This window comes from Kitasatospora sp. NPDC098652 (assembly GCF_044760155.1).
Taxonomy (GTDB): Bacteria; Actinomycetota; Actinomycetes; order Streptomycetales; family Streptomycetaceae; genus Kitasatospora.
Genome location: NZ_JBIWAQ010000025.1, coordinates 19752 through 43167, shown reverse-complemented (window position 1 = coordinate 43167; position 23416 = coordinate 19752). Strand labels below are relative to the sequence as shown.

At 74.0% G+C, this 23416-nt stretch carries 19 protein-coding genes; 16 read left to right on the top strand and 3 right to left on the bottom strand.

From position 1 onward, the window contains the following. Positions 1-388: 388 nt before the first annotated feature. The 8 genes from ACIQWA_RS35180 to ACIQWA_RS35145 all read left to right on the top strand — a co-directional run bounded on the left by ACIQWA_RS35180 (position 389) and on the right by ACIQWA_RS35145 (position 10938). On the top strand, positions 389-2512 hold the full coding sequence (locus ACIQWA_RS35180) for a glycogen debranching N-terminal domain-containing protein (protein WP_402489764.1): 2124 nt from the start codon (positions 389-391) through the stop codon (positions 2510-2512). A gap of 143 nt (positions 2513-2655) precedes the next feature. Further along, positions 2656-3414: an NUDIX domain-containing protein gene (locus tag ACIQWA_RS35175; RefSeq protein ID WP_375889312.1), complete on the top strand. Its 759-nt coding sequence runs from the start codon at positions 2656-2658 to the stop codon at positions 3412-3414. A 196-nt stretch (positions 3415-3610) separates the two neighbouring features. Beyond that, entirely contained in the window at positions 3611-3943 is a 333-nt protein-coding gene (locus ACIQWA_RS35170; protein WP_402489668.1) for a hypothetical protein, read from the top strand. Between the two features lie 159 nt (positions 3944-4102). Further along, a complete protein-coding gene (locus ACIQWA_RS35165; RefSeq protein WP_402489665.1) occupies positions 4103-5635 on the top strand; it encodes an ATP-binding cassette domain-containing protein in 1533 nt (510 codons plus the stop codon). A 3-nt stretch (positions 5636-5638) separates the two neighbouring features. Further along, on the top strand, positions 5639-6544 hold the full coding sequence (locus tag ACIQWA_RS35160; RefSeq protein WP_402489663.1) for a hypothetical protein: 906 nt from the start codon (positions 5639-5641) through the stop codon (positions 6542-6544). A 162-nt stretch (positions 6545-6706) separates the two neighbouring features. After that, positions 6707-7639 (top strand): FadR/GntR family transcriptional regulator, encoded by a 933-nt coding sequence (locus ACIQWA_RS35155; RefSeq protein ID WP_360237557.1) that lies wholly within the window; start codon positions 6707-6709, stop codon positions 7637-7639. Between the two features lie 489 nt (positions 7640-8128). Next, on the top strand, positions 8129-9778 hold the full coding sequence (locus ACIQWA_RS35150) for an RNA polymerase sigma factor (RefSeq protein WP_402489660.1): 1650 nt from the start codon (positions 8129-8131) through the stop codon (positions 9776-9778). Between the two features lie 221 nt (positions 9779-9999). Beyond that, positions 10000-10938, top strand: a complete 939-nt coding sequence (locus ACIQWA_RS35145; RefSeq protein WP_402489658.1) for a S1 family peptidase — start codon at positions 10000-10002, stop codon at positions 10936-10938. A gap of 218 nt (positions 10939-11156) precedes the next feature. Here the strand turns inward: ACIQWA_RS35145 and ACIQWA_RS35140 are convergent, their stop codons facing one another. Beyond that, the gene (locus ACIQWA_RS35140) at positions 11157-11390 is read right to left on the bottom strand and encodes a hypothetical protein (RefSeq protein WP_360237563.1); all 234 of its coding nucleotides are present in this window, start codon (positions 11388-11390) and stop codon (positions 11157-11159) included. A gap of 538 nt (positions 11391-11928) precedes the next feature. Here ACIQWA_RS35140 and ACIQWA_RS35135 point away from each other — a divergent pair. The 6 genes from ACIQWA_RS35135 to ACIQWA_RS35110 all read left to right on the top strand — a co-directional run bounded on the left by ACIQWA_RS35135 (position 11929) and on the right by ACIQWA_RS35110 (position 19042). Further along, positions 11929-14040 (top strand): DNA topoisomerase IV subunit B, encoded by a 2112-nt coding sequence (locus ACIQWA_RS35135; RefSeq protein WP_360237565.1) that lies wholly within the window; start codon positions 11929-11931, stop codon positions 14038-14040. A 154-nt stretch (positions 14041-14194) separates the two neighbouring features. Next, positions 14195-14680 carry a DUF1453 domain-containing protein gene (locus ACIQWA_RS35130; protein ID WP_402489655.1) on the top strand — a complete coding sequence of 162 codons (486 nt, stop codon included), beginning with the start codon at positions 14195-14197 and terminating at the stop codon, positions 14678-14680. 30 nt (positions 14681-14710) lie between these two features. Then, positions 14711-15901 (top strand): sensor histidine kinase, encoded by a 1191-nt coding sequence (locus ACIQWA_RS35125; RefSeq protein ID WP_402489652.1) that lies wholly within the window; start codon positions 14711-14713, stop codon positions 15899-15901. Further along, positions 15898-16611: a response regulator gene (locus tag ACIQWA_RS35120; protein WP_402489649.1), complete on the top strand. Its 714-nt coding sequence runs from the start codon at positions 15898-15900 to the stop codon at positions 16609-16611. Before ACIQWA_RS35125 ends, ACIQWA_RS35120 begins: the two co-directional genes overlap by 4 nt. A 128-nt stretch (positions 16612-16739) precedes the next feature. Next, positions 16740-17369: a DUF485 domain-containing protein gene (locus ACIQWA_RS35115; protein ID WP_402489646.1), complete on the top strand. Its 630-nt coding sequence runs from the start codon at positions 16740-16742 to the stop codon at positions 17367-17369. Beyond that, a complete protein-coding gene (locus ACIQWA_RS35110; protein ID WP_402489643.1) occupies positions 17366-19042 on the top strand; it encodes a cation acetate symporter in 1677 nt (558 codons plus the stop codon). Before ACIQWA_RS35115 ends, ACIQWA_RS35110 begins: the two co-directional genes overlap by 4 nt. Before the next feature lie 128 nt (positions 19043-19170). Here the strand turns inward: ACIQWA_RS35110 and ACIQWA_RS35105 are convergent, their stop codons facing one another. Together ACIQWA_RS35105 and ACIQWA_RS35100 are read right to left on the bottom strand one after the other, a co-directional pair. Beyond that, positions 19171-19857 (bottom strand): response regulator, encoded by a 687-nt coding sequence (locus tag ACIQWA_RS35105; RefSeq protein ID WP_360237578.1) that lies wholly within the window; start codon positions 19855-19857, stop codon positions 19171-19173. Next, a complete protein-coding gene (locus tag ACIQWA_RS35100; RefSeq protein ID WP_402489640.1) occupies positions 19857-21449 on the bottom strand; it encodes an ATP-binding protein in 1593 nt (530 codons plus the stop codon). The genes ACIQWA_RS35105 and ACIQWA_RS35100 overlap by 1 nt, the downstream gene beginning before the upstream one ends. 248 nt (positions 21450-21697) lie before the next feature. Here ACIQWA_RS35100 and ACIQWA_RS35095 point away from each other — a divergent pair, with 248 nt between their 5' ends. Together ACIQWA_RS35095 and ACIQWA_RS35090 are read left to right on the top strand one after the other, a co-directional pair. After that, positions 21698-22507, top strand: a complete 810-nt coding sequence (locus ACIQWA_RS35095) for an ABC transporter ATP-binding protein (RefSeq protein WP_360237582.1) — start codon at positions 21698-21700, stop codon at positions 22505-22507. After that, positions 22497-23378: an ABC transporter permease gene (locus ACIQWA_RS35090; protein ID WP_402489637.1), complete on the top strand. Its 882-nt coding sequence runs from the start codon at positions 22497-22499 to the stop codon at positions 23376-23378. The genes ACIQWA_RS35095 and ACIQWA_RS35090 overlap by 11 nt, the downstream gene beginning before the upstream one ends. The last annotated feature ends 38 nt before the right edge of the window (positions 23379-23416 follow it).

The following is a 23416-nucleotide window of genomic DNA, read 5'->3' as shown; positions in this document are numbered from 1 at the left end:
TCCGGCGGCCGGGCGCGACCAGCGGCAGCCCCGGCGGGCGTGACCTGGCGGCGGTGCGCGGCGTTCACCCCCCGGGGGCCCTGCGTCCGGCGGTCGCGGAGACGGGGTGGCACGGGCGGGGCGTCACCGGCAGCCCGGGGCACCCGGAGGTGACGGCGTACCGGGCACGACCGGGGGCGCCCGACGCGAACGGCGCGGAGCGCCGGTGCCGGACCGGTACCGCACGCCGCATGGCACGGCCCACCGTCGGGTACGGCCAGACACGGCACCACCGCCGACGGGAGCGAGCCCGTCGGCCGGGCACCACCAGCACGTGATCGAGCATGCTCGCGGCCCACCGGCCTGACAGCCACCGGACCGCCGAGGGGAGGAGAGTCCGGTGACCGCCATGAGGCCACTGCAGGCCATGCCGGCCGAGAGCGTGGTCGGCGCGCCCAGACCGGTCGGCCGTCCCGACCAGTTCCCGACGGCCGGGCCCGCAGGCGCACCCGTCGGCTCCGGCCGGCCGGCGGCCCCGCCGCGCCCCCAGCCCCCGGCCGTCCACCACGTGCTGCTCTGCGTCAACGCCCCTGCGATGGCCGCCTCCGGGCCGGACGGCCAGCTGCGCGGCCACGGTTTGCACGGCTTTTACCGCAACGGCGTCCGGGTGCTGGCCCGGATGGAGCTGCGGCTGGGCGGGATGGAGCCGCTGCCGCTCCAGGGCACCCTGACCAGCGCCGCCCAGGCCCGCTTCCTCGGCGCGGTCCGCCTCCCCGGCGACCTCGACCCGGACCCAGCGCTCACGGTCGAGCGGCTGCGCCACGCGGACGGCGTGGAGACCGTCACGGTGCGCAACACCGGAGCCCGGCCCGCCCGGCTGCCGCTGGAGATCGCCCTCGGCACCGACCTGGGCCCGGTCGCCGAGATCGCCGCCGGGCACCGCCCGCCCGACCTGCCCGGCCAGGTGCAGTCCGCCGGGCTGCGCTGGTCCGGCCCGGTGCACAGCGCCGTGGTCGGGGCCAAGCCCTCGCCGCACGCCGTCCTCGCCGGGGCCGGGGTGCTCCGCTGGGACTTGGAGGTCCAGCCCGGCGCCCGCTGGTCGGTCGAGCTGCGGGCCGAGCTGGAGAGCGTCCCCGGCGGCCCGCGCCCGCCCGGCGGGCGCGGCACCGGCGTCCCGCTGCCCTGGGCCGAACCGGAGGTGCGCAGCGACGACCCGCGAGCCGCGCTGCTGGTCGACCGTTCCCTGGACGCCCTCGGCGGGCTGCTGTTCGCCGACCCGGACCGCCCGACCGACCTCTACCCGGCCTCCGGCGCGCCCTGGCGCTTCGGACTCGCCCCGGCCGACGCGCTCTGGGCCGCCCGGCTGACCCTCCCGCTCGGCACCCGGCTCGCGGCCGGCACCCTGCGCGCGCTGGCCCGCCGTCAGCAGCTCGCCCCCGCCCCCGGACGCACCGAGGGTCTGTTCCCCGGGGCCCTGCGGCACGGCGGCCCCGAGCTGCCGCCCACCTGCACGGCCACCGAGGCCACCCTGCTGTTCGTCACGGTGCTGGCCGAGGCCTGGCGCTGGGGGCTGCCCCGGGCGGAGGTGGTCGAGCTGCTCCCGTCCGCCGAGCGGGCCCTGGCCGCCCTGCGCGAGGGCCTGGTCGACGGCTTCGTCACCGACCTCGGCCGCCCGGCGGAGGACCGCGCCGCCCAGCCGGTCGCCGCCCGCGCGGAGGTGCAGGCGCAGGCCCACCGCGCCGCCCTGCACGGCGCCGAGCTGCTGGAGGCCTTCGGCAGGCCGGGCGCCGGGGAATGGCGGGCCTGGGCCGCCGAGCTGCGCGGACGCTTCCGCGAGCGGTTCTGGATCGACGACCTCTCCGGCGGCCGCCCCGCCGCCGGGCTGGCCCCGGGCGGCCAGCCGCTGCCCGCCGTGGCCTCCTCCCTGGTGCACCTGCTCGACACCGGGCTCGCCGCCGACGGCGGCCGGCACGAGAGCCTGCTGGACCGCGAGCACACCCGGCTGCTCGCCCAGCGGCTGGTCGCGCCCGAGCTGGACAGCGGCTGGGGCCTGCGTACCCTCAGCGCCAAGTCGCCCCGCTTCAACCCGCTGGGCCACCGCGGCGGCGCGGTGCGGATCCACGAGACCGCGCTGGCGATCGCCGGGCTCGCCGAGGCCGGCCACGAGAACGAGGCCGGCGCACTGCTGGAGGGCCTGCTCGCCGCCTCCGCCCACTTCGAGGGGCGGCTACCGGAGATGTACGCGGGCGAGCAGCGCAGCCCCGGCTGCCCACCGGTGCCGCACCCGGCCGCCTGCCGCCCGGCGGCGGTCTCCGCAGCCGGAGCCGTTCACGCGGTGTTCGCACTCGCCGGAGTCCGGCCGGACGTCCCCGGCGGCCGGGTCCTGGTCCGCCCGGCCAGCACCGCCCCGCTCGGCGAACTCGAACTGACCGGCCTGCGGGTGGCGGGGGAGCCCTTCTCGGTGCGGGTGAGCCGGATCGGAGTGGCGATGGTGGAGGAGGCTTCCGCGCACCTGCAACTGGTCGCCCGCTGACATCGGCCCCTGTCACCCACCCGCTGGGCGCGTTCGCCGGGTCCGCCCGTGCGCGAACCGTGTCGGACGGCCGGGGTACGGCTGCTGTGCGCTCCGCGCACGGGCCTGTGCTTATCGTCAGAGAGACGACTATGATCGTCGCCATGTCGCGCTACGATCCGTCGGCCTTCCCCCCGTTCGCTGTCACGGTTGACCTGGTGGTTCTGACGGTGCGCGACCACTCGCTCTGCGCCCTGCTGGTCAGACGGGGTGAGCCGCCCTACCAGGGGTACTGGGCGCTGCCCGGCGGCTTCGTCCGGCCGGACGAGGGCCTGGCCGAGGCGGCCTCCCGCGAGCTGGCCGAGGAGACCGGTCTGCGCGCCCACTCCGCCCCCGGCCACGAGGCGGTCGGCCCCGGCGCGGCCGGTGCGCACCTGGAGCAGCTCGCCACCTACGGCCACCCGCAGCGCGACCCCCGGATGCGCGTGGTCAGCGTCGCCTACCTGGTGCTCGCCCCCGACCTCCCGACCCCCCGGGCCGGCGGAGACGCCAGCGGCGCCCGCTGGGCGCCGGTCGGCGAACTCCTCGGCGGGAGCCCGGCCGACGGAGTTCCGCTGGCCTTCGACCACGGCCTGATCCTTGCCGACGGTGTGGAGCGCGCCCGCTCCAAGATCGAGTACTCCTCCCTGGCCACCGCCTTCTGCCCGACCGAGTTCACCGTGGGCGAGCTGCGCCGCGTCTACGAGGCCGTCTGGGGCGTCGCCCTCGACCCGCGCAACTTCCACCGCAAGGTCACCGGCACCCCCGGCTTCCTCCTCCCCTCCGGGGGCACGACCACCCGTCAGGGCGGTCGCCCGGCGCAGCTCTTCACCGCCGGCGGGGCGACCGTCCTCAACCCGCCGATGCTCCGCCCCGATTCCTGAGCCCCGACGACCCCGGCCGGTCACCCCGGACCCGGCTCCCCCCGGACCCGGCTCACCCCTGCCCCGTCCCGCCCCGCTTCCTTCCGCGGCCGCCGAACGGCCCAGGCCCGGAGGCCGGTGCGGCGCCACCGGCGCACAGTGACCGTGGACGCTTCGGTCACCGGACCGGAGGCCTTCGAACTGTGGGAGCCCCGTGATGGCCATCGACGACTGCGCCCGGCAGCGAAGCATCATCGAGAGCAGCGTGGCGGAGTTCAAGAACCTCACCGCCGCTACCAAGCGCACCGAGAAGCAGCTGGCCGCCCTCAAGGCCGCGCACGCCGACCCGCAGGCCATCGCCTCCGTGGAGGAGCGGCTGAGCGCGGAGCAGGAGCAGCTGGCCGAGACCGCCGTCGCGGGCAAGGCCGCCGTCGAGGAGTACCAGGGGGAGTGCGTCGGCCAGCCGCTGCCGCCCGGTGCCGCGGAGTTCCTGACCATCGATGCTCCGGCCACCGACCCGGGAAGGGGCACAGCCGGCGGCCCGTCGTAGCCGCCGCCCCGGTGAATCGCAGGATCGGATTGTCCCCTGATCGGGTGAGGTGGGCAGGCGGTGGGCCCGTGGCGGTTCGGTAATGCCCGGAATCGGCGGCGCTGACCCCTAATGTGCTGGCGTCGAGCAGGTCGACCGAGGGCATGGGAGCAGCCAGCGATGATCCAGATCACCGGACTGACCAAGGTCCATCGCAAGGGCGCCCCGCCCGCGGTGCTCGATCTGACCTTCGACGCCCGGCCCGGGATGGTGACCGCACTGCTCGGCGACGAGGGGGCGGGCAAGTCCACGGCGCTGCGGCTGATGCTCGAACTCGAACGGGGCCAGGGCGTCACGCTCTTCGAGGGCCGCACCTACCGCCGGATCCGCCGCCCCGAGCGCGAGATCGGTGTGCTGCTGCCGGGCCCCGGGGAAGGGGCCGCGGCGGTGGCCGGGAACCCGGGCCGCAAGGCGCGCGGACACCTGCGGATGCTGGCCGCGGCGGTCGGCGTCCCGACCCGTCGGGCCGACGAGCTGCTGGAGCAGACCCGGCTGGCCGCCGTCGCCGGACAGCGGCTGCGCACCTTCTCCCCGGGGATGCACCGCCGCCTCTCGCTGGCGGCCGCGTTGCTCGGCGATCCCGGCACCTTGCTGCTCGACGCGCCCACCGAGGGCCTGTCCCCGCGCAACGTCGAGTGGTTCCACTCCTTCCTGCGCTCCTTCGCCGTCGCGGGCGGAACCGTGCTGGTGACCACCCGCACCCCGCAGGAGGCGGCCCACCTGGCGGACCGGGTGGTGACCCTGGACCGCGGCCGGATGCTGGCCGACCAGCCGGTGGCGGAGTTCTGCCGGACCAGGCTGAGCCCCGAAGTGGCCGTCCGGGGGCCGCAGATGGCACGACTCGCGGACCTGTTGGTCAGTCAGGGCGCTGAGGTCCGCCGGGACGGCGGCGCGGGGATCGCGGTGGCGGGCATCGACCGCACCGAGATCGGTGAACTCGCCTACCGCCACGGGATCCTGTTGCACGAGTTGGCCGACCGGGTGGTCGAGCAGCCGGTGCCCCGCGCCGCCCTGCCGACGGCCTCCGGCCGCTCGGGTCGGCTCCTTCTCCAGCCGGAGGCGGGGACCGGCGCCGAGGCCCCGCGGCCCGGCCCCGAGTCGAGCCCTGGGCCCAGCCCCGAGCCCGGCCCCGCCCCGGTCCATCGGCCCGCCGCCGACCCCACCGCCGTCGACCCGACCGCCGCCGACGAGCCCGTGCTCCCCGGAGCCGCTGTGCCGGAGCCCGCCTCGGAGGGCCGTTCCCGCGAGGACGCGGTCCGGAGCACCAGGGCGCTCCCGGTCGCCGCCGTGACGGCTGCCCTGCCCGTCCTCGCCGCCACCACCCGGAAGCCGGCCCCCGCGTCCGCTCCCGCCGTCGCCGTGGAGCGGCTCTTCCGCGACCGGCCCGCCCCGGCCCCCGAGCCCCTCACCGAGCCGGTCCGTACCGCCTCCGCCTCCGCCTCCGCGGCCGCGACCGCCTCCGTGGCCGAGGCAGTGACCCGGACCGAGCCCGTGACCGTGCGCACGCCCGAGCCGCGGCCCGCCGTCGGGAGCGGCGCCGACCTGCTCACCGACGACACCGTCCGCCTCGGCCGGGTCACCCCCGGCAACAGCCCCGCCGCCCCCGCGACCCCTGCGACCCCCGCCACCCCCGACGACCACCGGAGCGAGTGAACCGTGCGTGTCCTGGCCTACGAGCTGCGCCGCCTGCGCGGCCTGCGTTCCACCTGGCTGCTGCTCGCCGCCGTCCTGCTCTGCGACGCGGTCGTGGCCGCCGTCCTGGCCGGCCAGGCCCCGCCCGGCCCGCTGGGCGGCCCGGCCGGGGTGCGACTGCTGACCGCCGCCGTCCCGCTGATCCCGCTGCCCTTCGCGGCGCTCGGCGCCGGTGTGCTGGGCGCGCTCTCGTACGGCCACGAGGTGCGTCACCCGGGGCTGGCGGCCTCGCTGGTGGCGTACGGGCGCCGGGTGCGGCTGCTGCTGGCCAAGCTGCTGGTGGTCGGCCCGGTGGCGGCGCTGCTGGCGCTGGCCACCCTGCTGGTCGACCTGGCGGCCGTGCACCTCGCGCTGCCGGACGGCGTGACAGTGGCGGCCCGGACCGATCCGGGCGCGCTGTCCGGCGGGGCGTCCGCGGCGCTGGGCGCCGTCGGGCTGGGCGGGCCGGCCGGCCTGCCGGGCCTGTTCGCCCCGCTGGCCCCGGCGATCGGGCACGGGGTGCCGGCCGCGCTGCTGGCCTTCGTCCTGCTGACCGTGGTGGCCGCCTGGACCGGTGTGCTGACCGCCTCGCTGACCCGCAGCGCCGCCGCCGGGGTGCTGCTGCTGTGTGCGCTGCCGCCGTTGCTGGAGTCCGGTGTCGCCCTGCTGCTGCGGCGCACCGGCCGTCCGTGGCCGACCCGGGCGGCGGAGCTGCTGCCCTTCCAGTCCGGCGTCGAATGGGCCTACGGCTGGGTGTACGGCGGAACGCGCGAGGCGGCGGCCGGGGGCGCGGCGTTGACGGACCCGGCGCTGCTCGCGGCGGTCGCGGCTCCCGCGGGCGCCCTGCTGCTGGCCGCCCTGCTCGTCCAGGCCCGCCGCCGCGCGCTCTGACCCACCCGGTGCCCACCCCACTGCCCCACCCCGTGGACGGGCACCGCCCGTCCCGGGGTGGTCCGCCGCCCCGAACCACCAAGATCGACCAGCAGTGACCGCAATGCGCGGTTCTTCCTGATAAGAAGTCAATTATCCAGTCACGGTCGATCACCCTTTCGTGTGCTTTTCACGAGAATTCTCAAGCTGCGCCTGCCGATCGCCGACAAAGGAGGCGTGAGTACCCTTGCGCACCCCACCATGACCCCCGCCCGTTCCGCCGACGGGCCGATCCACGGCCCCGGCGACCTGGACCGCTTCTCGTACGCCGACCGGCCGACTCCGCCGGCGCCCCGTTGGGAGGGCGCCGAGTCCGACATCGGCCGGGTCGGCCGCAAGACCACCAGCAGCCGTGGCCGCGGCCTGCACGGCCAGCTGGTCCAGCAGCTCGGCCAGATGATCGTCTCCGGCGACCTCGGCGCCGACCGTCCGCTCGTGCCCGAGGAGATCGGCCAGCGGTTCGAGGTGTCCCGGACCGTCGTCCGCGAGTCGCTGCGCGTGCTGGAGGCCAAGGGCCTGGTCAGCGCCCGCCCGAACGTCGGCACCCGGGTCCGTCCGGTCAGCGACTGGAACCTGCTGGACCCGGACATCATCGAGTGGCGGGCCTTCGGGCCGCAGCGGGACGAGCAGCGCCGGGAGCTGTTCGAGCTCCGCTGGGCGATCGAGCCGCTGGCCGCCCGGCTCGCCGCCGGCCACGGCCGGGAGGACGTCCAGCAGCGGCTGGTCGAGCTGGTCGAGATCATGGGCCACGCCGCCGCCCAGGCCGACCTGTCCACCTACACCCGGGCCGACGCCGAGCTGCACGGGCTGGTCCTGCAGATGGCCGGCAACCGGATGCTGGAGCACCTGTCCGGAATCGTCTCCTGCGCGCTGCAGGTCTCGGGCGGTCCGACCATCTCCTGCGAGCGGCCCTCCGAGTCCTCGGTCAACCTGCACGCCCGGCTGGTGGACGCGCTGGGCACCGGCGACGGCACCGCGGGCGAGGCCGCGATGCGCGCGCTGCTCACCGTCCACCCCGAGCTGGAGCCCTCCGTCCCCGCTCCCCGGGAGCACTGAGCGGGCTGTTCTCCGCGAGCGGGCCCGCCGGGTGCGGGCCGCTCCGCCAGGGCCCTCCGGCCGCCGCACCGCGCGGCGCAACCGGAGGGCCTTCGCGTGGACGCCCGTGCGCCGTCCGGGTTCCGCCCGTGCGCCGCCCGGGTTCTGCCCGTGCACCACCACTGCCCCGAGCATGACAATCAACTCCGGCGCGAGTGCGCGATGATGGATGACCGGCCCGGGGTCGAGGGCACCGAACGGTGTGACCCGCGACACCAAGGCCATGCGTAACACTTGACGAGTAGCAGCGATGTGTCCTGAGCGGAAGCAGCTCCGGAATACTCCAACATGTCAGAATGCTGTGTTGGTCCGCGGCGCTGCTGCCGTCCTGCAAACCCAGTCCTCAAGCCCGAGTCGGTCGGAATCGACACCGCGCGTCCGACGCGCGATCTCCTTCCCCGCCCGCTCGGGCGGCCGGTACGGGTTCGAGTCCACTCATCGTCCGAGAGGTTGTTCGTGTCGGCCAGCACATCCCGTTCGCTTCCCCCCGAGATCGCCGAGTCCGCGGCTCTGCTGGCGCTCATCGAGCGGGGCAAGGCCCAGGGGCAGATCGCCGGTGACGACGTGCGCCAGGCGTTCGAGGCGGACCAGATCCCGGTCACCAAGTGGAAGAACGTCATGCGCAGCCTCAATCAGGTGCTGATTGAGGAGGGCGTGGACCTCATGGTCAGCGCGGCCGAGCCGGCCGGCGCCAAGCGCAAGAGCGTTGCCGCCAAGAGCCCCACCAAGCGCACCGCCACCAAGGCTGTCACCACCCGGACCCCGGCCGCTCCGTCGGCCCCGACCAAGCCGCCCGTGCGGATCGCCCCCGGCGCTCCCGTCGCGGCTCCGGCCGTCGCCGCCGCCGCGGCGCCCGCCCCCACCGTGTCCGCCGACATCACCGTCGTGGAGACGACCACGGTCGTCACCGAGGTGAAGGCCGTTGCGGCGAAGAAGGCCGCACCGGCCAAGAAGGCCGCGGCCAAGAAGACCGCCGCGCCCGCCAAGAAGACCGCCGCCAAGAAGACCACCAGCGCCAAGGCCGGCAAGGGCGACGAGGAGCTCATCGGCGAGGAGGAGCTGCTCGAGGACGTCGCACTGCCCGGCGACAAGGCGGGCGAGGAGGCGGAGCCCGAGGAGGAGTCGCAGGGCTTCGTCCTCTCCGACGACGACGAGGACGACGCGCCGGCCCAGCAGGTGGCCGTCGCCGGTGCCACCGCCGACCCGGTCAAGGACTACCTCAAGCAGATCGGCAAGGTCCCGCTGCTCAACGCCGAGCAGGAGGTCGAGCTCGCCAAGCGCATCGAGGCCGGCCTGTTCGCCGAGGACAAGCTCTCGGCCGCCGACAAGCTCGCCCCCAAGCTCAAGCGCGAGCTGGAGATCATCGCCGAGGACGGCCGCCGGGCCAAGAACCACCTGCTGGAGGCCAACCTCCGCCTGGTGGTCTCGCTGGCCAAGCGCTACACCGGTCGCGGCATGCTGTTCCTGGACCTGATCCAGGAGGGCAACCTCGGTCTGATCCGTGCGGTCGAGAAGTTCGACTACACCAAGGGCTACAAGTTCTCGACCTACGCCACCTGGTGGATCCGCCAGGCGATCACCCGCGCCATGGCCGACCAGGCCCGCACCATCCGCATCCCGGTGCACATGGTCGAGGTCATCAACAAGCTGGCCCGCGTCCAGCGCCAGATGCTCCAGGACCTGGGCCGCGAGCCCACCCCGGAGGAGCTGGCCAAGGAACTCGACATGACCCCCGAGAAGGTCATCGAGGTCCAGAAGTACGGCCGCGAGCCGATCTCGCTGCACACCCCGCTCGGCGAGGACGGCGACAGCGAGTTCGGTGACCTGATCGAGGACTCCGAGGCGGTCGTCCCGGCCGACGCGGTCTCCTTCACCCTGCTCCAGGAGCAGCTGCACTCGGTGCTGGACACCCTGTCCGAGCGCGAGGCCGGCGTGGTCTCGATGCGCTTCGGCCTGACCGACGGCCAGCCGAAGACGCTCGACGAGATCGGCAAGGTGTACGGGGTCACCCGTGAGCGCATCCGCCAGATCGAGTCGAAGACCATGTCGAAGCTGCGCCACCCGTCCCGCTCCCAGGTGCTGCGCGACTACCTGGACTGATCGGCGGCAAGGACCGGTCGGCAGGTTCGACCGGCGACAGTATGTGACGAAGGCCCGGAACCCCACGGTTCCGGGCCTTCGGGCCGTTCGGGGGCGGTGCGTCAGCGTCCGGGTGGCGCTTGTCGCTCGTCCGGGTGGCGGCACCTCGGGAAGTGGTCGCCCAGTGTAGTCGATCACCTACGCTGTGCCGGTTGCCTGCTGCCGAGCCTTGTGGAGTCACGGTGCTGACCGTCCCGGACCGAGCCGATCTGCCGACCCCCGTCCCGCGCCGGAGCGACCGGGCCGTCGCCCCGGCCGCAGTTCCGGCCGCCGCCCCGGCCGCCGCCCGGACCGGCCGCCGCCTGCGGCGACGGGGCGCACTGCTGGCAGTGCTCGCCGCCGTACCGGTGCCGCTGGCGGCGCTCGGTGCGGCCGGCCCGGCGGAGGCGCAGCGCCGGGTCGTCGGGGGCGCCACCGTGAGCACCGCCGACCACCCGTGGATCGTGGCGCTGGCCAGCCGCCAGCAGTTCGGCAGCGGGCGCTCCGGCCAGTTCTGCGGGGGCGCGCTGGTCACCCCGACCAAGGTGGTGACGGCCGCGCACTGCTTCTACGACGAGGCCAAGGGCCGGGTGGACCGCCCGGGGCTCAAGGTGATCGTCGGCCGGGACGACATGCGCGGCTCGGCCGGCCACGAGGTGGCCGTCCAGCGGATCTGGATCCACCCCGACTACAACTTCGCCGCGAACATGAACGACGTCGCGGTGCTCACCCTGGACGCGTCGCAGGGCTCACGGCCGGTGGTCGAGCTGGTCGGCCAGGGCGAGAGCGCGCCGTACGCGGCCGGGACGGCGGCGCAGGTCTACGGCTGGGGCGACACCAGCGGGCGGGGTGACTACTCGCCGGTGCTGCGCCGGGTGGACGTGCCGATCGTCGCGGACCAGACCTGCGCCCACGCCTACCCGGGCGGGCCGGAGGGCAAGTTCGACGCCCGCGGCATGGTCTGCGCGGGCGAGGAGAAGGGCGGCAAGGACGCCTGCCAGGGCGACAGCGGCGGCCCGCTGATCGTGGCCGGCCGACTGGTCGGGCTGGTCTCCTGGGGGACGGGCTGCGCCGAGGCGGCCCACCCCGGGGTCTACACCAGGGTGTCCTCGGTCACGGACGCGGTGCGCTCCGCGCTCTGATCATCGCCGAGGGTGATGGGTCGGTGACGTTCTGACGCCGTTTCGGCCGGGGCCGGGGCGCCCCGTGGTCCGGGCGGCGGCGAACGAGGGGGAACGGTCGGGAGAACAGCGAAGCCGGGTGGTCGGCCCCCGAAGGGGTCGACCACCCGGCTCCCCGGTCGCGCGCGGTGCGCGGCCGGACACAGCTCGACGCCGGCTGCTGGTGGTGGCGCCTGGGATCAGCGCTCCTCGTCGGTGGCCGCCGCGGTGGTGCCGGTGCTGAGACGGCCGCTCTCGTCCTGTATCTCCACGGCGATCTTCTTGAGCTCGGGCTCGAACTTCCGGCCGTGGTGGGCGCAGAAGAGCAGCTCTCCGCCGCTGGCGAGTACGACGCGCAGGTAGGCCTGGGCGCCGCATCGGTCGCAGCGGTCAGCCGCGGTGAGCGGGCTCGCAGGTGTCAGAACAGTAGTCACGTCGCCTCTTCTCTAGCTCGACGAGCTGTCGTACCAGGGTCAACATCCAACCAGGCCGAAAACGTTCCCGCTCGTGGCTTTTCTTCTCTGAGGATTCTGCTGTGTTGATGAGGAGGTGCCCCGGGCGTCGGTGGTTCATGCGTGCCGAATCCCGGGATCCGCCCTGCGCTCGAACGTCCGATCGGGACGGGGTTCGAGGTCCGCGTAGCATAATCCTCTGCCGGGTTGGAGCATAAGCCCCGTCCCGGGCCCGGGTAGCCTGCATAACGGCAGTTCCGGAGCCTGTGCCGGACCCCACGATCCGCCAGGACCGGTGGTACCGGGAGGAGATGGCGCCCCCGGGGCCCACACCCGGGCGCGGTCCTTGTTCGCGCAGCGCGTACAAGCTGCGCGGGGCCGGCCCGCCGTGCTGTGCACCCGTCGCAGGGGCGCGAGCACACAGAGCGACGACTGTCGGTGCGGCGTGCTGCACTGGCGGTTGGTCCGGATGCGTCCGGATGTGACCGATGAGACAGAACTTCACCGAGGAGAGTGCCGCGTGAGTGCCGAAACGACCGTGCCGTCCGCGCTGCTGGCCGGCGACGACGGTTCCAACTACACCGCGCGGCACCTGCTCGTCCTGGAGGGCCTGGAGGCCGTCCGCAAGCGACCCGGCATGTACATCGGCTCCACCGACAGCCGCGGCCTGATGCACTGCCTCTGGGAGATCATCGACAACTCGGTGGACGAGGCGCTGGGCGGCTACTGCGACCGGATCGAGGTGCTGCTGCACCCGGACTCCTCGGTGGAGGTCCGCGACAACGGCCGCGGCATCCCGGTGGACGTCGAGCCCAAGACCGGGCTGTCCGGCGTCGAGGTCGTGATGACCAAGCTGCACGCGGGCGGCAAGTTCGGCGGCGGCTCGTACGCGGCCTCCGGCGGTCTGCACGGCGTCGGTGCCTCGGTCGTCAACGCGCTCTCCGCGCGGCTGGACGTCGAGGTCGACCGCGGCGGCCACACCCACGCGATCAGCTTCCGCCGCGGCACCCCCGGCATCTTCACCGAGGCCAGCCCGGACGCGCCCTTCGAGCCCGCCAACGGCACCACCAGGACCCGCAAGGTGCCCAAGACCCGCACCGGCACCCGGATCCGCTACTGGGCCGACCGGCAGATCTTCCTCAAGGACGCCAAGCTCTCCCTGGAGAACCTGCACAACCGCGCCCGGCAGACGGCCTTCCTCGTCCCCGGCCTGACCATCGTCGTGCGTGACGAGCGGCTCACCGAGAGCGAGCAGGTCGAGGAGTCGGTCTTCCACTACGACGGCGGCATCGCCGAGTTCTGCGAGTTCCTGGCCCCCGACAAGCCGGTCAGCGACGTGGTGCGGCTGCAGGGCGAGGGCACCTTCAAGGAGACCGTGCCGGTCCTGGACGAGCTCGGCCACATGACCCCCACCGAGGTGACCCGCCACCTCGGCGTGGACATCGCGCTGCGCTGGGGCACCGGTTACGACACCACCCTGCGCTCCTTCGTCAACATCATCGCCACCCCCAAGGGCGGCACCCACGTCACCGGCTTCGAGCGCTCGCTGGCCAAGACCGTCAACGAGGCGCTGCGCGGCGCCAAGCTGCTGCGCGTCGCCGAGGACGACATCACCAAGGACGACGCCACCGAGGGCCTCACCGCCGTGGTCACCGTCCGGCTCGCCGAGCCGCAGTTCGAGGGCCAGACCAAGGAGGTGCTCGGCACCTCGGCGGCCAACCGGATCGTCGCGGCCGTCGTCGCCAAGGAGCTCAAGGCCTTCCTCACCTCGGCCAAGAAGGACCAGAAGCAGCAGGCCCGGGCCGTGCTGGAGAAGGTCGTCGCCGCCGCCCGCACCCGGGTCGCCGCCCGGCAGCACAAGGAGGCCCAGCGCCGCAAGACCGCGCTGGAGACCAGCTCGCTGCCCGCCAAGCTGGCCGACTGCCGCAGCGACGACGTCGACCGCAGCGAACTGTTCATCGTCGAGGGCGACTCCGCGCTCGGCACCGCCAAGCTCGCCCGCAACTCCGAGTTCCAGGCGCTGCTGCCGATCCGCGGCAAGATCCTCAACGTGCAGAAGGCCTCGGTGAGCGACATGCTCAAGAACGCCGAGTGCGCCGCGATCATCCAGGTGATAGGGGCCGGCTCGGGCCGCACCTTCGACATCGACCAGGCCCGGTACGGCCGGGTGATCTTCATGGCCGACGCCGACGTCGACGGCTCGCACATCCGCACCTTGCTGCTGACCCTCTTCCACCGCTACATGCGGCCGATGGTCGAGCAGGGCCGGGTCTTCGCCGCCGTCCCGCCGCTGCACCGGATCGAGCTCACCAACCCCAAGCGCGGCCAGGAGAAGTACCACTACACCTACTCCGACGCCGAGCTGCGCTCCACCCTGCTGGAGTTCCAGCGCAAGGGGCAGCGCTGGAAGGAGCCGGTGCAGCGGTACAAGGGTCTGGGTGAGATGGACGCCGACCAGCTGGCCGAGACCACCATGGACCCGCGCCACCGCACCCTGCGCCGGATCAACCTGGGCGACCTGGAGCAGGCCGAGAAGATCTTCGACCTGCTGATGGGCAACGACGTCGCCCCGCGCAAGGAGTTCATCGTGGACTCGGCGGCCACCCTGGACCGCTCGCGCATCGACGCCTGACGCGGCCGGACGACGGGGGCCCTCCACCCACGGGTGGAGGGCCCCCGCGCCGTCGGTTCCACCCGGGGTCCACCCCGGCTCCGATCAGCGGGGAGCGCCGGATCCGTAGCGTCGGAGAGGTCAGCAACACGCCTCTCCCGGGACGGAGAATCCGATGGGATCCCTCGCCAACCTCCTCGTGATCGCCGCGGTGGTGGTTCTGGTCGTCGGACGCCAGATGCGCGTCCAGCGACTGGACACCGAACGCCGCTTCTGGCTGCTCCCGCTGGTCCTGGGCGTGCTCGCGCTGCGCGACCCGCAGGTCATCGACCACCAGCACACCGTGCTGTCGGGCGTCCTGCTCGCCGCCGGGCTGGTCACCACCCTCGCGATGGGGACGGTCTGGGGCTGGACCGTCCGGATCTGGCGGGCCGCCGACGGCAACGTCATGGTCAAGGGCACCAAGGCCACCCTGGCCGCCTGGGGCGGCATGATCGTCGTCCGGATCGGCCTGTACGCGGCCGGCTCGGCCCTGGGCGTCCACCAGGCGGGCAGCTCGCTGATGCTCGGCATGGCGGTCCTGCTGCTGGTCCGCTCGCTCGTGGTCAACTGGAGGGCCCGGTCGCTGGAGCCCGCGCGGGCCACCGCCGTACTGAACTGATCCGCCGCCGTGAGCACCGAGGAGGCAGCCTTGCCCGGGTGGTACTGGACCCGCTGGCAGTCCCGGGAGGGGCTGGAGCGCGAGGCCGAGAGCCGACCGCGGCGGGTCCTCACCCTGTTCGGCCGGGTCGTCCTGCTGGTCGTCATCGGATGGGGGACCTTCTCCGGCGGCAAGTACGCCGGCTGGGCGGTGGCGGTCGCGGCGGCCGGGCTGGTCGCGGCCGTCGCCCTCTGCGCGGTGTACCTGCGGGTCACCCGGGAACAGCACCCGGCGGCCTCCTACCTGCTGGCCGCGGCCCTGATCGGCGCTGGCTGGCTCGCCAACCGGGGACTGGCCTACACGCTGGCCGACTTCCTCTGGATCGGGCTGGCCGTCACGGCCCTGATCCGGCTGCCGCCCGCGCCCGCACTGCTCACCGCGGCGGCCGCGCTGGCCTCGTACACGGCGGCCTCCCCGGCGAGTTGGCTCAGCGTGGCCGCCACCGTCGGGGGTTCGCTGCTGGTCGGCTTCCTGCTGCGGCTGGACATCGAGGCCCGCGGCACCGCCCGTCGGCTGCTGGTCCAGGAGCGCGCCGTCCGGGCCGCCGAGGCGGAGAGCGCGGCGCTCGCCGAACGGGCCCGGATCGCCCGGGAGATCCACGACGTGCTGGCCCACAGCCTCTCCGCGCAGCTGGTCCACCTGGAGGCGGCCCGGCTGATGCTGGACGCCGGGGCGGACCGCGCGCAGGTCCGCGAGCGGGTCGTGGCCGCCCGGCGGATGGCCCAGGACGGGCTGGTCGAGACCCGGCAGGCGCTGTCGGCGCTGCGCGGGGAGCTCACCCCGGTCGGGGAGTTCCTGGTGGAGCTGGCCGAGCGCGAGCGGGCCGCGCTCACCGTGACCGGGACGCCCCGGCCGCTGGCCGCCGAGGCCGGGCTGGCGGTGCGGCGCACGGCGCAGGAGGCGGTGACCAACGTCCGCAAGCACGCGCCGGGCGCCCGCTGCTCGGTCGAACTGCGCTACCTGGACGGCGTGGTGGAGCTGGAGGTGCGCAACACCCGGGCACCGCGCGGCCAGTCGACGGGTGAGCTGTCCGACGGTGAGCTGTCCGACGGTGAGCTGGCCGGGAGCGGCAGCGGGTACGGTCTGCTGGGGATGCGCGAACGCGCGGAACTGCTCGGCGGCGCCCTGCTGGCGGGTCCGGAGGACGGAGGGTGGCGGGTGTTGCTGCGGGTGCCGGCATGAACGGCGGGGCCATCAGGGTGCTGGTGGCGGACGACCAGACGGTGGTGCGCGAGGGCATCGTGATGCTCCTGGGCCTGCTGCCCGGCATCGAGGTGGTCGGCGCGGCGGCGGACGGCGAGGAGGCCGTCACCCTGGTGGAGCGGCACCACCCGGACGTGGTGCTGATGGACCTGCGGATGCCGCGGATGGACGGCGTCGAGGCGACCCGGCGGATCCGGGCCGCCCACCCGGGGACCGAGGTCGTGGTGCTCACCACCTACGCCGACGACGAGTCGCTGTTCCCGGCGCTGCAGGCCGGGGCGCGCGGCTACCTCACCAAGGACGCCGGGGGCGAGCAGATCGCCAAGGCCATCGCGGACGTCCGCGCGGGTGCGGCCGGACTCTCCCCTCAGGTCCAACTCCGTTTGCTGGAGCGGCTTTCGGAGGGGCCGGCGAAGTCCGCGACGCCGAGCGCGCCGGGCGCGCCGAGCCCGGAGCGGTCGGCCGCCAGGGGCGGCGAGCTGCCGGACGGGTTGACGGTGCGGGAGGCCGAGGTGCTCGCGCTGATCGCCGAGGGGCTCTCCAACGCGGAGATCGCCCAGCGGCTGTTCGTCAGCCAGGCGACGGTGAAGACGCACATCAACAACCTGTTCGCCAAGACCGCGGTGCGGGACCGGGCGCAGGCGGTCGCGTACGCCTTCCGGCACGGAATCACCGGTACGCAGCAGTAGTCGGATGAGTGTCCGTCAGATGATCGATCACCTCATTGAGTGAACGTATCTGCGATGGTCAGGGACGGTGTCCGGCGGGCTCCATGATGGTTCGGGTCAGAACGCCCGGCCCGCGCCCAGGAGCAGCAGTGCCACAGCAGCAGACCAGCAGTCCCGGCCAGGGGCAGCGATTCGACTGGTGGGCCGCTCCGGCGGCCGCCGCCACTGCGTCCGAGCCGACTGCCGCCCCCCGCCGAACGGCCGTACCGGGCCAGCCGGTTCCCACCCGTCCGGCCGCCGCCCGGTCGGCCGCCGCTCCCGAGCCGGTGGCCGCGCCGCCCGCCCCGCCCGTCGCCGCGCGGCCGGTCGCGCCACCCGCCGTACCGCCGCTGGTACCGGCCGTGGCCGCGCCGTCGGCCCCGCCCGTGGTGCCGCAGGCGCCGGCAGCGGCGGTGAGCACCACCGACAGCACCGAGGTCTACCGGAGCGTCCAGGCCAGTGCGGCCTTCCAGGACATCCGCCGCAGCTACCGCTCGTTCGTCTTCCCGACCAGCGGCGCCTTCCTCGGCTGGTACCTGATGTACGTCGCCGCCGAGGCCGCCGCGCCCGGCGTGATGCGCAGCCCGGTGGCCGGCCCGCTCAACGTGGCCTGGGTGCTGGGCCTGCTCCAGTTCGCCTCCACCTTCCTGCTCACCTGGCTCTATGCCCGCAACGCCCGGACCAAGCGCGACCGCGCCGCCCTGGGCCTGCGCTGGGACACCCAGGACCAGCTGCGATGACCGCCACCACCGGCGTGCTGACCACCGCCACCCCGCCCCCCGTCGCCCCGGCCGGCCAGCACCACGGCCTGGCGATCGTGCTGTTCGCCGTGATCGTCCTGGTCACCCTGGGGATCACCCTCTGGGTCGGCCGCCAGGGCAGCGCCGCCGAGGACTTCTACGCCGGCGGACGCGACTTCACCCCGCTGCAGAACGGCTTCGCGCTCTCCGGCGACTACCTGTCCGCCGCCTCCTTCCTCGGCGTCGCCGGGCTGATCGCCCTGTACGGCTACGACGGCGTGCTCTACAGCATCGGCTTCCTGGTCGCCTGGCTGGTCGTGCTGATGCTGGTCGCCGAACTCGTCCGCAACGCGGGCCGGTACACCCTCGCCGACGTGCTCGCGCTGCGGCTGCGCCGCCGCAGGGTACGGGCGGCGGCCGGTGGCGCCAGCGTCGTGGTCACCCTGCTCTACCTGGTCGCCCAGATGGTCGGCGCGGGCTCGCTGGTCGCCCTGCTGCTCGGCACCAACAGCGCCCAGGCCCGGACCTGGACGATCATCGCGGTCGGCGCGCTGATGATCGTCTACGTCACCATCGGCGGGATGCGGGCCACCACCTGGATCCAGATCGTCAAGGCCTTCCTGCTGATCGCCGGATCGGTGCTGCTCACCGTGCTGCTGGTGCTCCGCTTCCACGGCGACCTGTTCGAGCTGATGCGCCAGGCCGCCCGGCACAGCGGCGCCGGTCAGCGCTACCTCGAACCCGGGCTCAAGTACGGCGCCACCTTCACCAGCCGGCTGGACTTCTTCAGCCTGGGCTTGGCCCTGGTGCTCGGCACCGCCGGGCTGCCGCACATCCTGTCCCGCTTCTACACGGTGCCCACCGCACGGGCCGCCCGCCGCTCCACGATGTGGGCGATCGGCCTGGTCGGCGGCTTCTACCTGATGGCCATCGCGCTCGGCCTGGGCGCCACCGCGCTGGTCGGCTCCGCGGAGGTGCGGCACGCCAACGCGGCCGGGAACACCGCCGTCCCGCTGCTCGCCCTGGTGCTCGGCGGCGGCAACGGCAGCACCGGCGGGGTGGTGCTGTTCGCGCTGATCTCGGCGATCGCCTTCGCCACCATCCTCGCCGTGGTCGCCGGGCTGACCCTGGCCTCCTCCGCCGCCTTCGCCCACGACATCTGGGCCGGCGCCTGGCGGAACCGGCCGGGCCGGCGCGGCACGGAGCGCACCGCGGAGAAGCCGAGCGAGCAGCAGGAGGTGGTGGTGGCCCGGTTCGCGGCCGGCGGGATCGGCGCGGCGGCGATCGTGATCAGCCTCTACGCCCAGCAGCTGAACGTCGCCTTCCTGGTCGGCCTGGCCTTCGCGGTGGCCGCCTCCTCGAACCTGCCGGTGCTGTTGTACAGCCTGTTCTGGTCGCGGTTCACCGCCCGGGGCGCGGTCTGGTCGGTGTACGGCGGGCTCGTTCCGGCGATCGTGCTGGTGTTCTTCTCGCCGGTGGTCTCCGGTTCGAAGGTGGCGCTGTTCCCCGGTGTCGACTTCCACTGGTTCCCGCTGGAGAACCCCGGGATCGTCTCCATCCCGCTCGGCTTCCTGGCGGGCTGGATCGGGACGCTCACCTCTCCCGAACCGGCGGATCCGGACCGCTTCGCCGAGCTGGAGGTGCGGGCCCTCACCGGTGCGGGCGCGGCGTAACCGCCGTGACCCGGGAATCCCGGGTGACCAGACGGAACCCCGGCGGACCTGGGCCCGCCGGGGTTCCGCCGTTCCCGGGCCGGTCGGGGGTCCGTCGTGCGCCGGGGTGTCGGGGCGTCCGGGTGCGGTCAGGCCCGGACGGCCAGCCCGTAGCGGTGCTCGGGGCGGCCGGTGTCGCCGTAGCGCAGGGTCAGCCGCAGCCGGCTGTCCCGTTCCAGCTGCTTGAGGTAGCGCTGGGCGGTCGAGCGGCTCAGCCCGGTGGCGTCGGCGACCTCCTGGGCGGACAGCGGCCGCCCCGCCCGGCGCAGGACGCCCAGCACCAGGTCGGTGGTGGGCGCCGAGTGGCCCTTCGGCAGCGTTCCGGCGGGCGCGGCGGCGCTGCGCAGGGTGGCGAACAGCCGGTCCACCTCGTCCTGGCCGGCCTCCCGGGCCGGGGCGGCCAGCGCGTGCCGCAGCTGGGCGTAGGAGACCAGCTTGTCCCGCAGCCCGGCGAAGGTGAACGGCTTGACCAGGTACTGCAGGGCGCCGTGCTGCATCGCGGCGTGCACGGTGGAGACGTCCCGGGCGGCGGTCACCATCATCACGTCGCAGGCCACCTGGCGGTCCCGCAGTCGGCGGACCAGCGCCAGGCCGGTCTCGTCCGGCAGGTGGTGGTCGAGCAGCAGGAGGTCCACCGGGCGGCGCTCCAGCGCGGCCAGGGCCTCCCCGGCCGAGTGGGCGGTGCCGGTGACCCGGAAGCCCGGCACCTTGGCCACGTAGGCGGCGTGCACGTCCGCGACCCGGAAGTCGTCGTCCACCACGAGTACGTCGATCATCAGGCCTCCACGAGCTGAGTGGTGAGCAGGGCCTCGGGCAGCTCGACGGTGAACCGGGCGCCGCCGAGCGGGCCGGTGTCGAGCACGATCCGGCCGCCGGTCCGTTCGACCAGCCGCCGCACCATCGCCAGGCCCAGCCCGCGCGGACGGTGCGCGGGCGCGTCCTTGCTGGTCCACCCCTCCTCGAAGACCTGCTCGCGCAGCTCCTCGGGCACGCCCGGGCCGCTGTCCGCGACCTGGAGCAGCAGGGTGGAGCCGGCCGCCGCCAGCGTCACCTCCAGCCGCCCGCCCCCGCCGGGCACCAGGGCGTCCACCGCGTTGTCGATCAGGTTGCCGAGCACCGTCACCAGCGCCCGGGCGTCCACCACCGCGTCCGGCAGGTGCGCCGCGGGGGCGAGCACCAGCCGCACCCCGCGTTCGCCGGCCACCGCCGTCTTGCCCGCCAGCAGCGCCGCCACGTGCGGGTCCTGCACCTGTTCGGCGATCCGCGCGGCGACCACGGCGTGCGAACCGGACTGCTCCGAGATGAAGGCCATCGCCTGCTCGTGGCGGCCGAGTTCGAGCAGGCCGAGCAGGGTGTGCATCCGGTTGGCGTGCTCGTGGTCCTGGGCGCGCAGCGCCTCGGTGAGGCTGCGGGTGGTGTCCAGCTCGCGGACCAGCGACTCCAGCTCGGTGCGGTCGCGCAGCGTCACCACGGCGCCCTCGGCGGTGGTCGTCCGGTTCACCACCAGCACCCGGTCGTCCCGGACGGCCGGCAGGTCGGTGCCGGTGATCCGCCCGGTCAGCACGTCGGCCAGCCGGCCCGGCGGCAGCACCGCGGCGATCGGGTGGCCGGTGCAGTCCCCGGGCAGGTCGAGCAGCCGCAGGGCCTCGTCGTTGGCCAGCCGGATCCGGCCCCGTTCGTCCAGCGCGACCAGGCCCTCGCGGATGCCGTGCAGCATCGCCTCACGTTCGACCAGCAGGGCGGAGATGTCGGCCAGCGCGATGTTGTGGGTGCGGCGCTTGAGCCGGCGGGCCAGGACCAGGGTGGCGACGGTGCCGGCGCTCAGGCCGGCGGCGGCGCACAGCAGGATGCCGGTGAGCATCTTGAGCAGCCGGCGGCGGATCGAGTCGTCGCTGATGCCGACCGACACCTCGCCGACGATCCGGCCGTCCGCCATCCGCAGCGGCACCTTGCCGCGGGCGGTGCGGCCCAGGGTGCCCTGCTGGATCGCGGTGACGCTGCGGCCGGCCAGCGCCGGCTCCGGGTCGGTGCTCACCCGCTGGCCGATCCGGCCCGGGTCGGTGTGCGAGAGGCGGATGCCGTCCAGGTCGGTGACCACGACGAAGCTGGCGCCGGTGGCGAGCCGGATCTGCTCGGCGTTGCGCTGCGCGGTGACGACGTCGCGGGTGTCGGCGGCCCGGGCGATGGCCTCGTCGGTGGCGGTGGCCTGGGCGATGGACAGCGCCCGCTGCATGGCGTCGTGGTCCAGTTCGCTGCTGACCGGGGCCAGGAACAGCCCGGCGGTCAGGGCGGTGACGCCGACGGTGACGACGGTCTGGCTCAGCAGGAGCTGGGCGAAGACCCGGCGGGGCCAGTGGGGGAGCTTCATCCGGGCCTCCTCTCGGCGGCTGGGTGTGACGGGGCCCGCGGACACGGGGGCGGGGTCCGGCAGGGGCGCGGTCGGGACACCTTATGTTTCCGACGTGTTTCTGTCAGCCACGTTCCCGCAGTTGTAGCGGAAGCAAAAGGAGCAGAACACCCCTCAATGCGGAGAAGTCGCACTACGCGGAGAAGGCTCCCGCCGGGGCCGGGCCCGCTCCTACCTTTCCGGGGCAAGCACTGACCCGGGAGGAATGAATGACCGATACCCCGGCGATCGAGCTGACCGGCGCGACGAAACGCTTCCGCACCCCCTCCGGTGCGCTGCACACCGCCGTCCGTGATCTCGATCTGACCGTCGCCCAGGGCGAGTTCGTCGCCGTCGTCGGCCCCACCGGCTGCGGCAAGTCCACCACGTTGACCCTGGTCAGCGGCCTGGAGGAGCCCACCGAGGGCGAGGTCCGGGTGTACGGCGAGCCCGTGCGCGGGATCGACCCCCAGGTCGGGTTCGTCTTCCAGCAGGACGCCGTCTTCCCCTGGCGCACCGTGCTGTCCAACGTGATGGCCGGGCCGCGCTTCCGCGGCGTGCCCGCCGCCGAGGCGAGGGAGCGGGCCCGGGACTGGCTGGGCCGGGTGGGCCTGGCCGCCTTCGAGGACCGCTACCCGCACCAGCTGTCCGGCGGCATGCGCAAGCGCGTGGCGCTCGCCCAGACCTTCGTCAACGACCCGGCCATCCTGCTGATGGACGAGCCGTTCTCGGCGCTGGACGTGCAGACCCGCGCCCTGATGTCCGACCAGCTGCTGGAGCTGTGGGCCGGTACGGGCTCCTCGGTCGTGTTCGTCACCCACGACCTGGACGAGGCCATCGCGCTCGCCGACCGGGTCGTCGTGATGACGGCCGGCCCGGCCACCGTCAAGGAGGTCTTCACCGTCGACCTGCCGCGACCGCGCACCGTGGAGGCCGTCCGGCTGGAACCGAGGTTCGTCGAGCTGTACCGCGAGATCTGGGCCTCGCTCGGCGAAGAGGTGCGCATCACCCGGGAGAGAGGAGCGGGTCGTGCCGCTTGAGACCGCGTCCGAGACCGCTTCGACCGCCGCCGGGACGCCCCCGGCCGCCACCACCAGGACCGAGGCCCGCGAACGGGCCGCCCGCAACCGGAAGTTGACCGTCTACGCGGCCCGGATCGGGGTGCTGGTCGCCTTCCTCGGCCTGTGGGAGGTGTGCGCCCGCACCGAGGTCATCGACCCGTTCAACTTCTCGCAGCCGTCCAGGATCTGGGACCAGATCTGGCAGTGGACCACGCACGGCACCGCCCAGGGCTCGCTCGGCGAGCAGATCGGCTACACCCTGTACGAGGCCCTCACCGGCTGGGTGATCGGCGTGGTCGGCGGCGTGCTGCTGGGCATCGCGCTCGGCCGGATCCGCTTCCTGGCCGACGTGTTCGGACCGTACATCAAGGTCCTCAACGCCATCCCGCGGATCGTGCTCGCCCCGATCTTCCTGATCTGGTTCGGCCTCGGCCCGGCCTCCAAGGTCGCCTCCGCGGTGGTCCTGGTGTTCTTCCCGGTGTTCTTCAACGCCTTCCAGGGCGCCCGCGAGGTCGACCGCAACCTGGTCGCCAACGCCCGCATCCTGGGCGCCGACAACCGCAGGGTCACCCTCCAGGTGGTCATCCCCGCCGCCACCACCTGGATCTTCACCAGCCTCCACGTCAGCTTCGGCTTCGCGCTGATCGGCGCGATCGTCGGCGAGTACATCGGCGCCACCAAGGGCCTCGGCCTGCTGGTCGCCGCCGCCCAGGGCACCTTCAACGCGGCCGGGGTGTACGCCGCCATGACCATCCTCGCCGTCGTCGCGCTGCTCACCGAGGGGCTGCTGACCTTCGCCGAGAAGCGGCTCTTCCGCTGGAAGCCCGCCGACGCGGGCGACGGCCGCTGAACTCCCCCCGCCCGTACGTACCGAGAGGTTCCCCCACG

Coding starts and splice junctions, on each gene's coding strand:
- ACIQWA_RS35180 (WP_402489764.1), top strand. CDS start 389: ATGAGGCCACTGCAGGCCATGCCGGCCGAGAGCGTGGTCGGCGCGCCC.
- ACIQWA_RS35105 (WP_360237578.1), bottom strand. CDS start 19,857: ATGATCGACGTACTCGTGGTGGACGACGACTTCCGGGTCGCGGACGTG.
- ACIQWA_RS35175 (WP_375889312.1), top strand. CDS start 2,656: ATGTCGCGCTACGATCCGTCGGCCTTCCCCCCGTTCGCTGTCACGGTT.
- ACIQWA_RS35100 (WP_402489640.1), bottom strand. CDS start 21,449: ATGAAGCTCCCCCACTGGCCCCGCCGGGTCTTCGCCCAGCTCCTGCTG.
- ACIQWA_RS35095 (WP_360237582.1), top strand. CDS start 21,698: ATGACCGATACCCCGGCGATCGAGCTGACCGGCGCGACGAAACGCTTC.
- ACIQWA_RS35120 (WP_402489649.1), top strand. CDS start 15,898: ATGAACGGCGGGGCCATCAGGGTGCTGGTGGCGGACGACCAGACGGTG.
- ACIQWA_RS35130 (WP_402489655.1), top strand. CDS start 14,195: ATGGGATCCCTCGCCAACCTCCTCGTGATCGCCGCGGTGGTGGTTCTG.
- ACIQWA_RS35110 (WP_402489643.1), top strand. CDS start 17,366: ATGACCGCCACCACCGGCGTGCTGACCACCGCCACCCCGCCCCCCGTC.
- ACIQWA_RS35165 (WP_402489665.1), top strand. CDS start 4,103: ATGATCCAGATCACCGGACTGACCAAGGTCCATCGCAAGGGCGCCCCG.
- ACIQWA_RS35170 (WP_402489668.1), top strand. CDS start 3,611: ATGGCCATCGACGACTGCGCCCGGCAGCGAAGCATCATCGAGAGCAGC.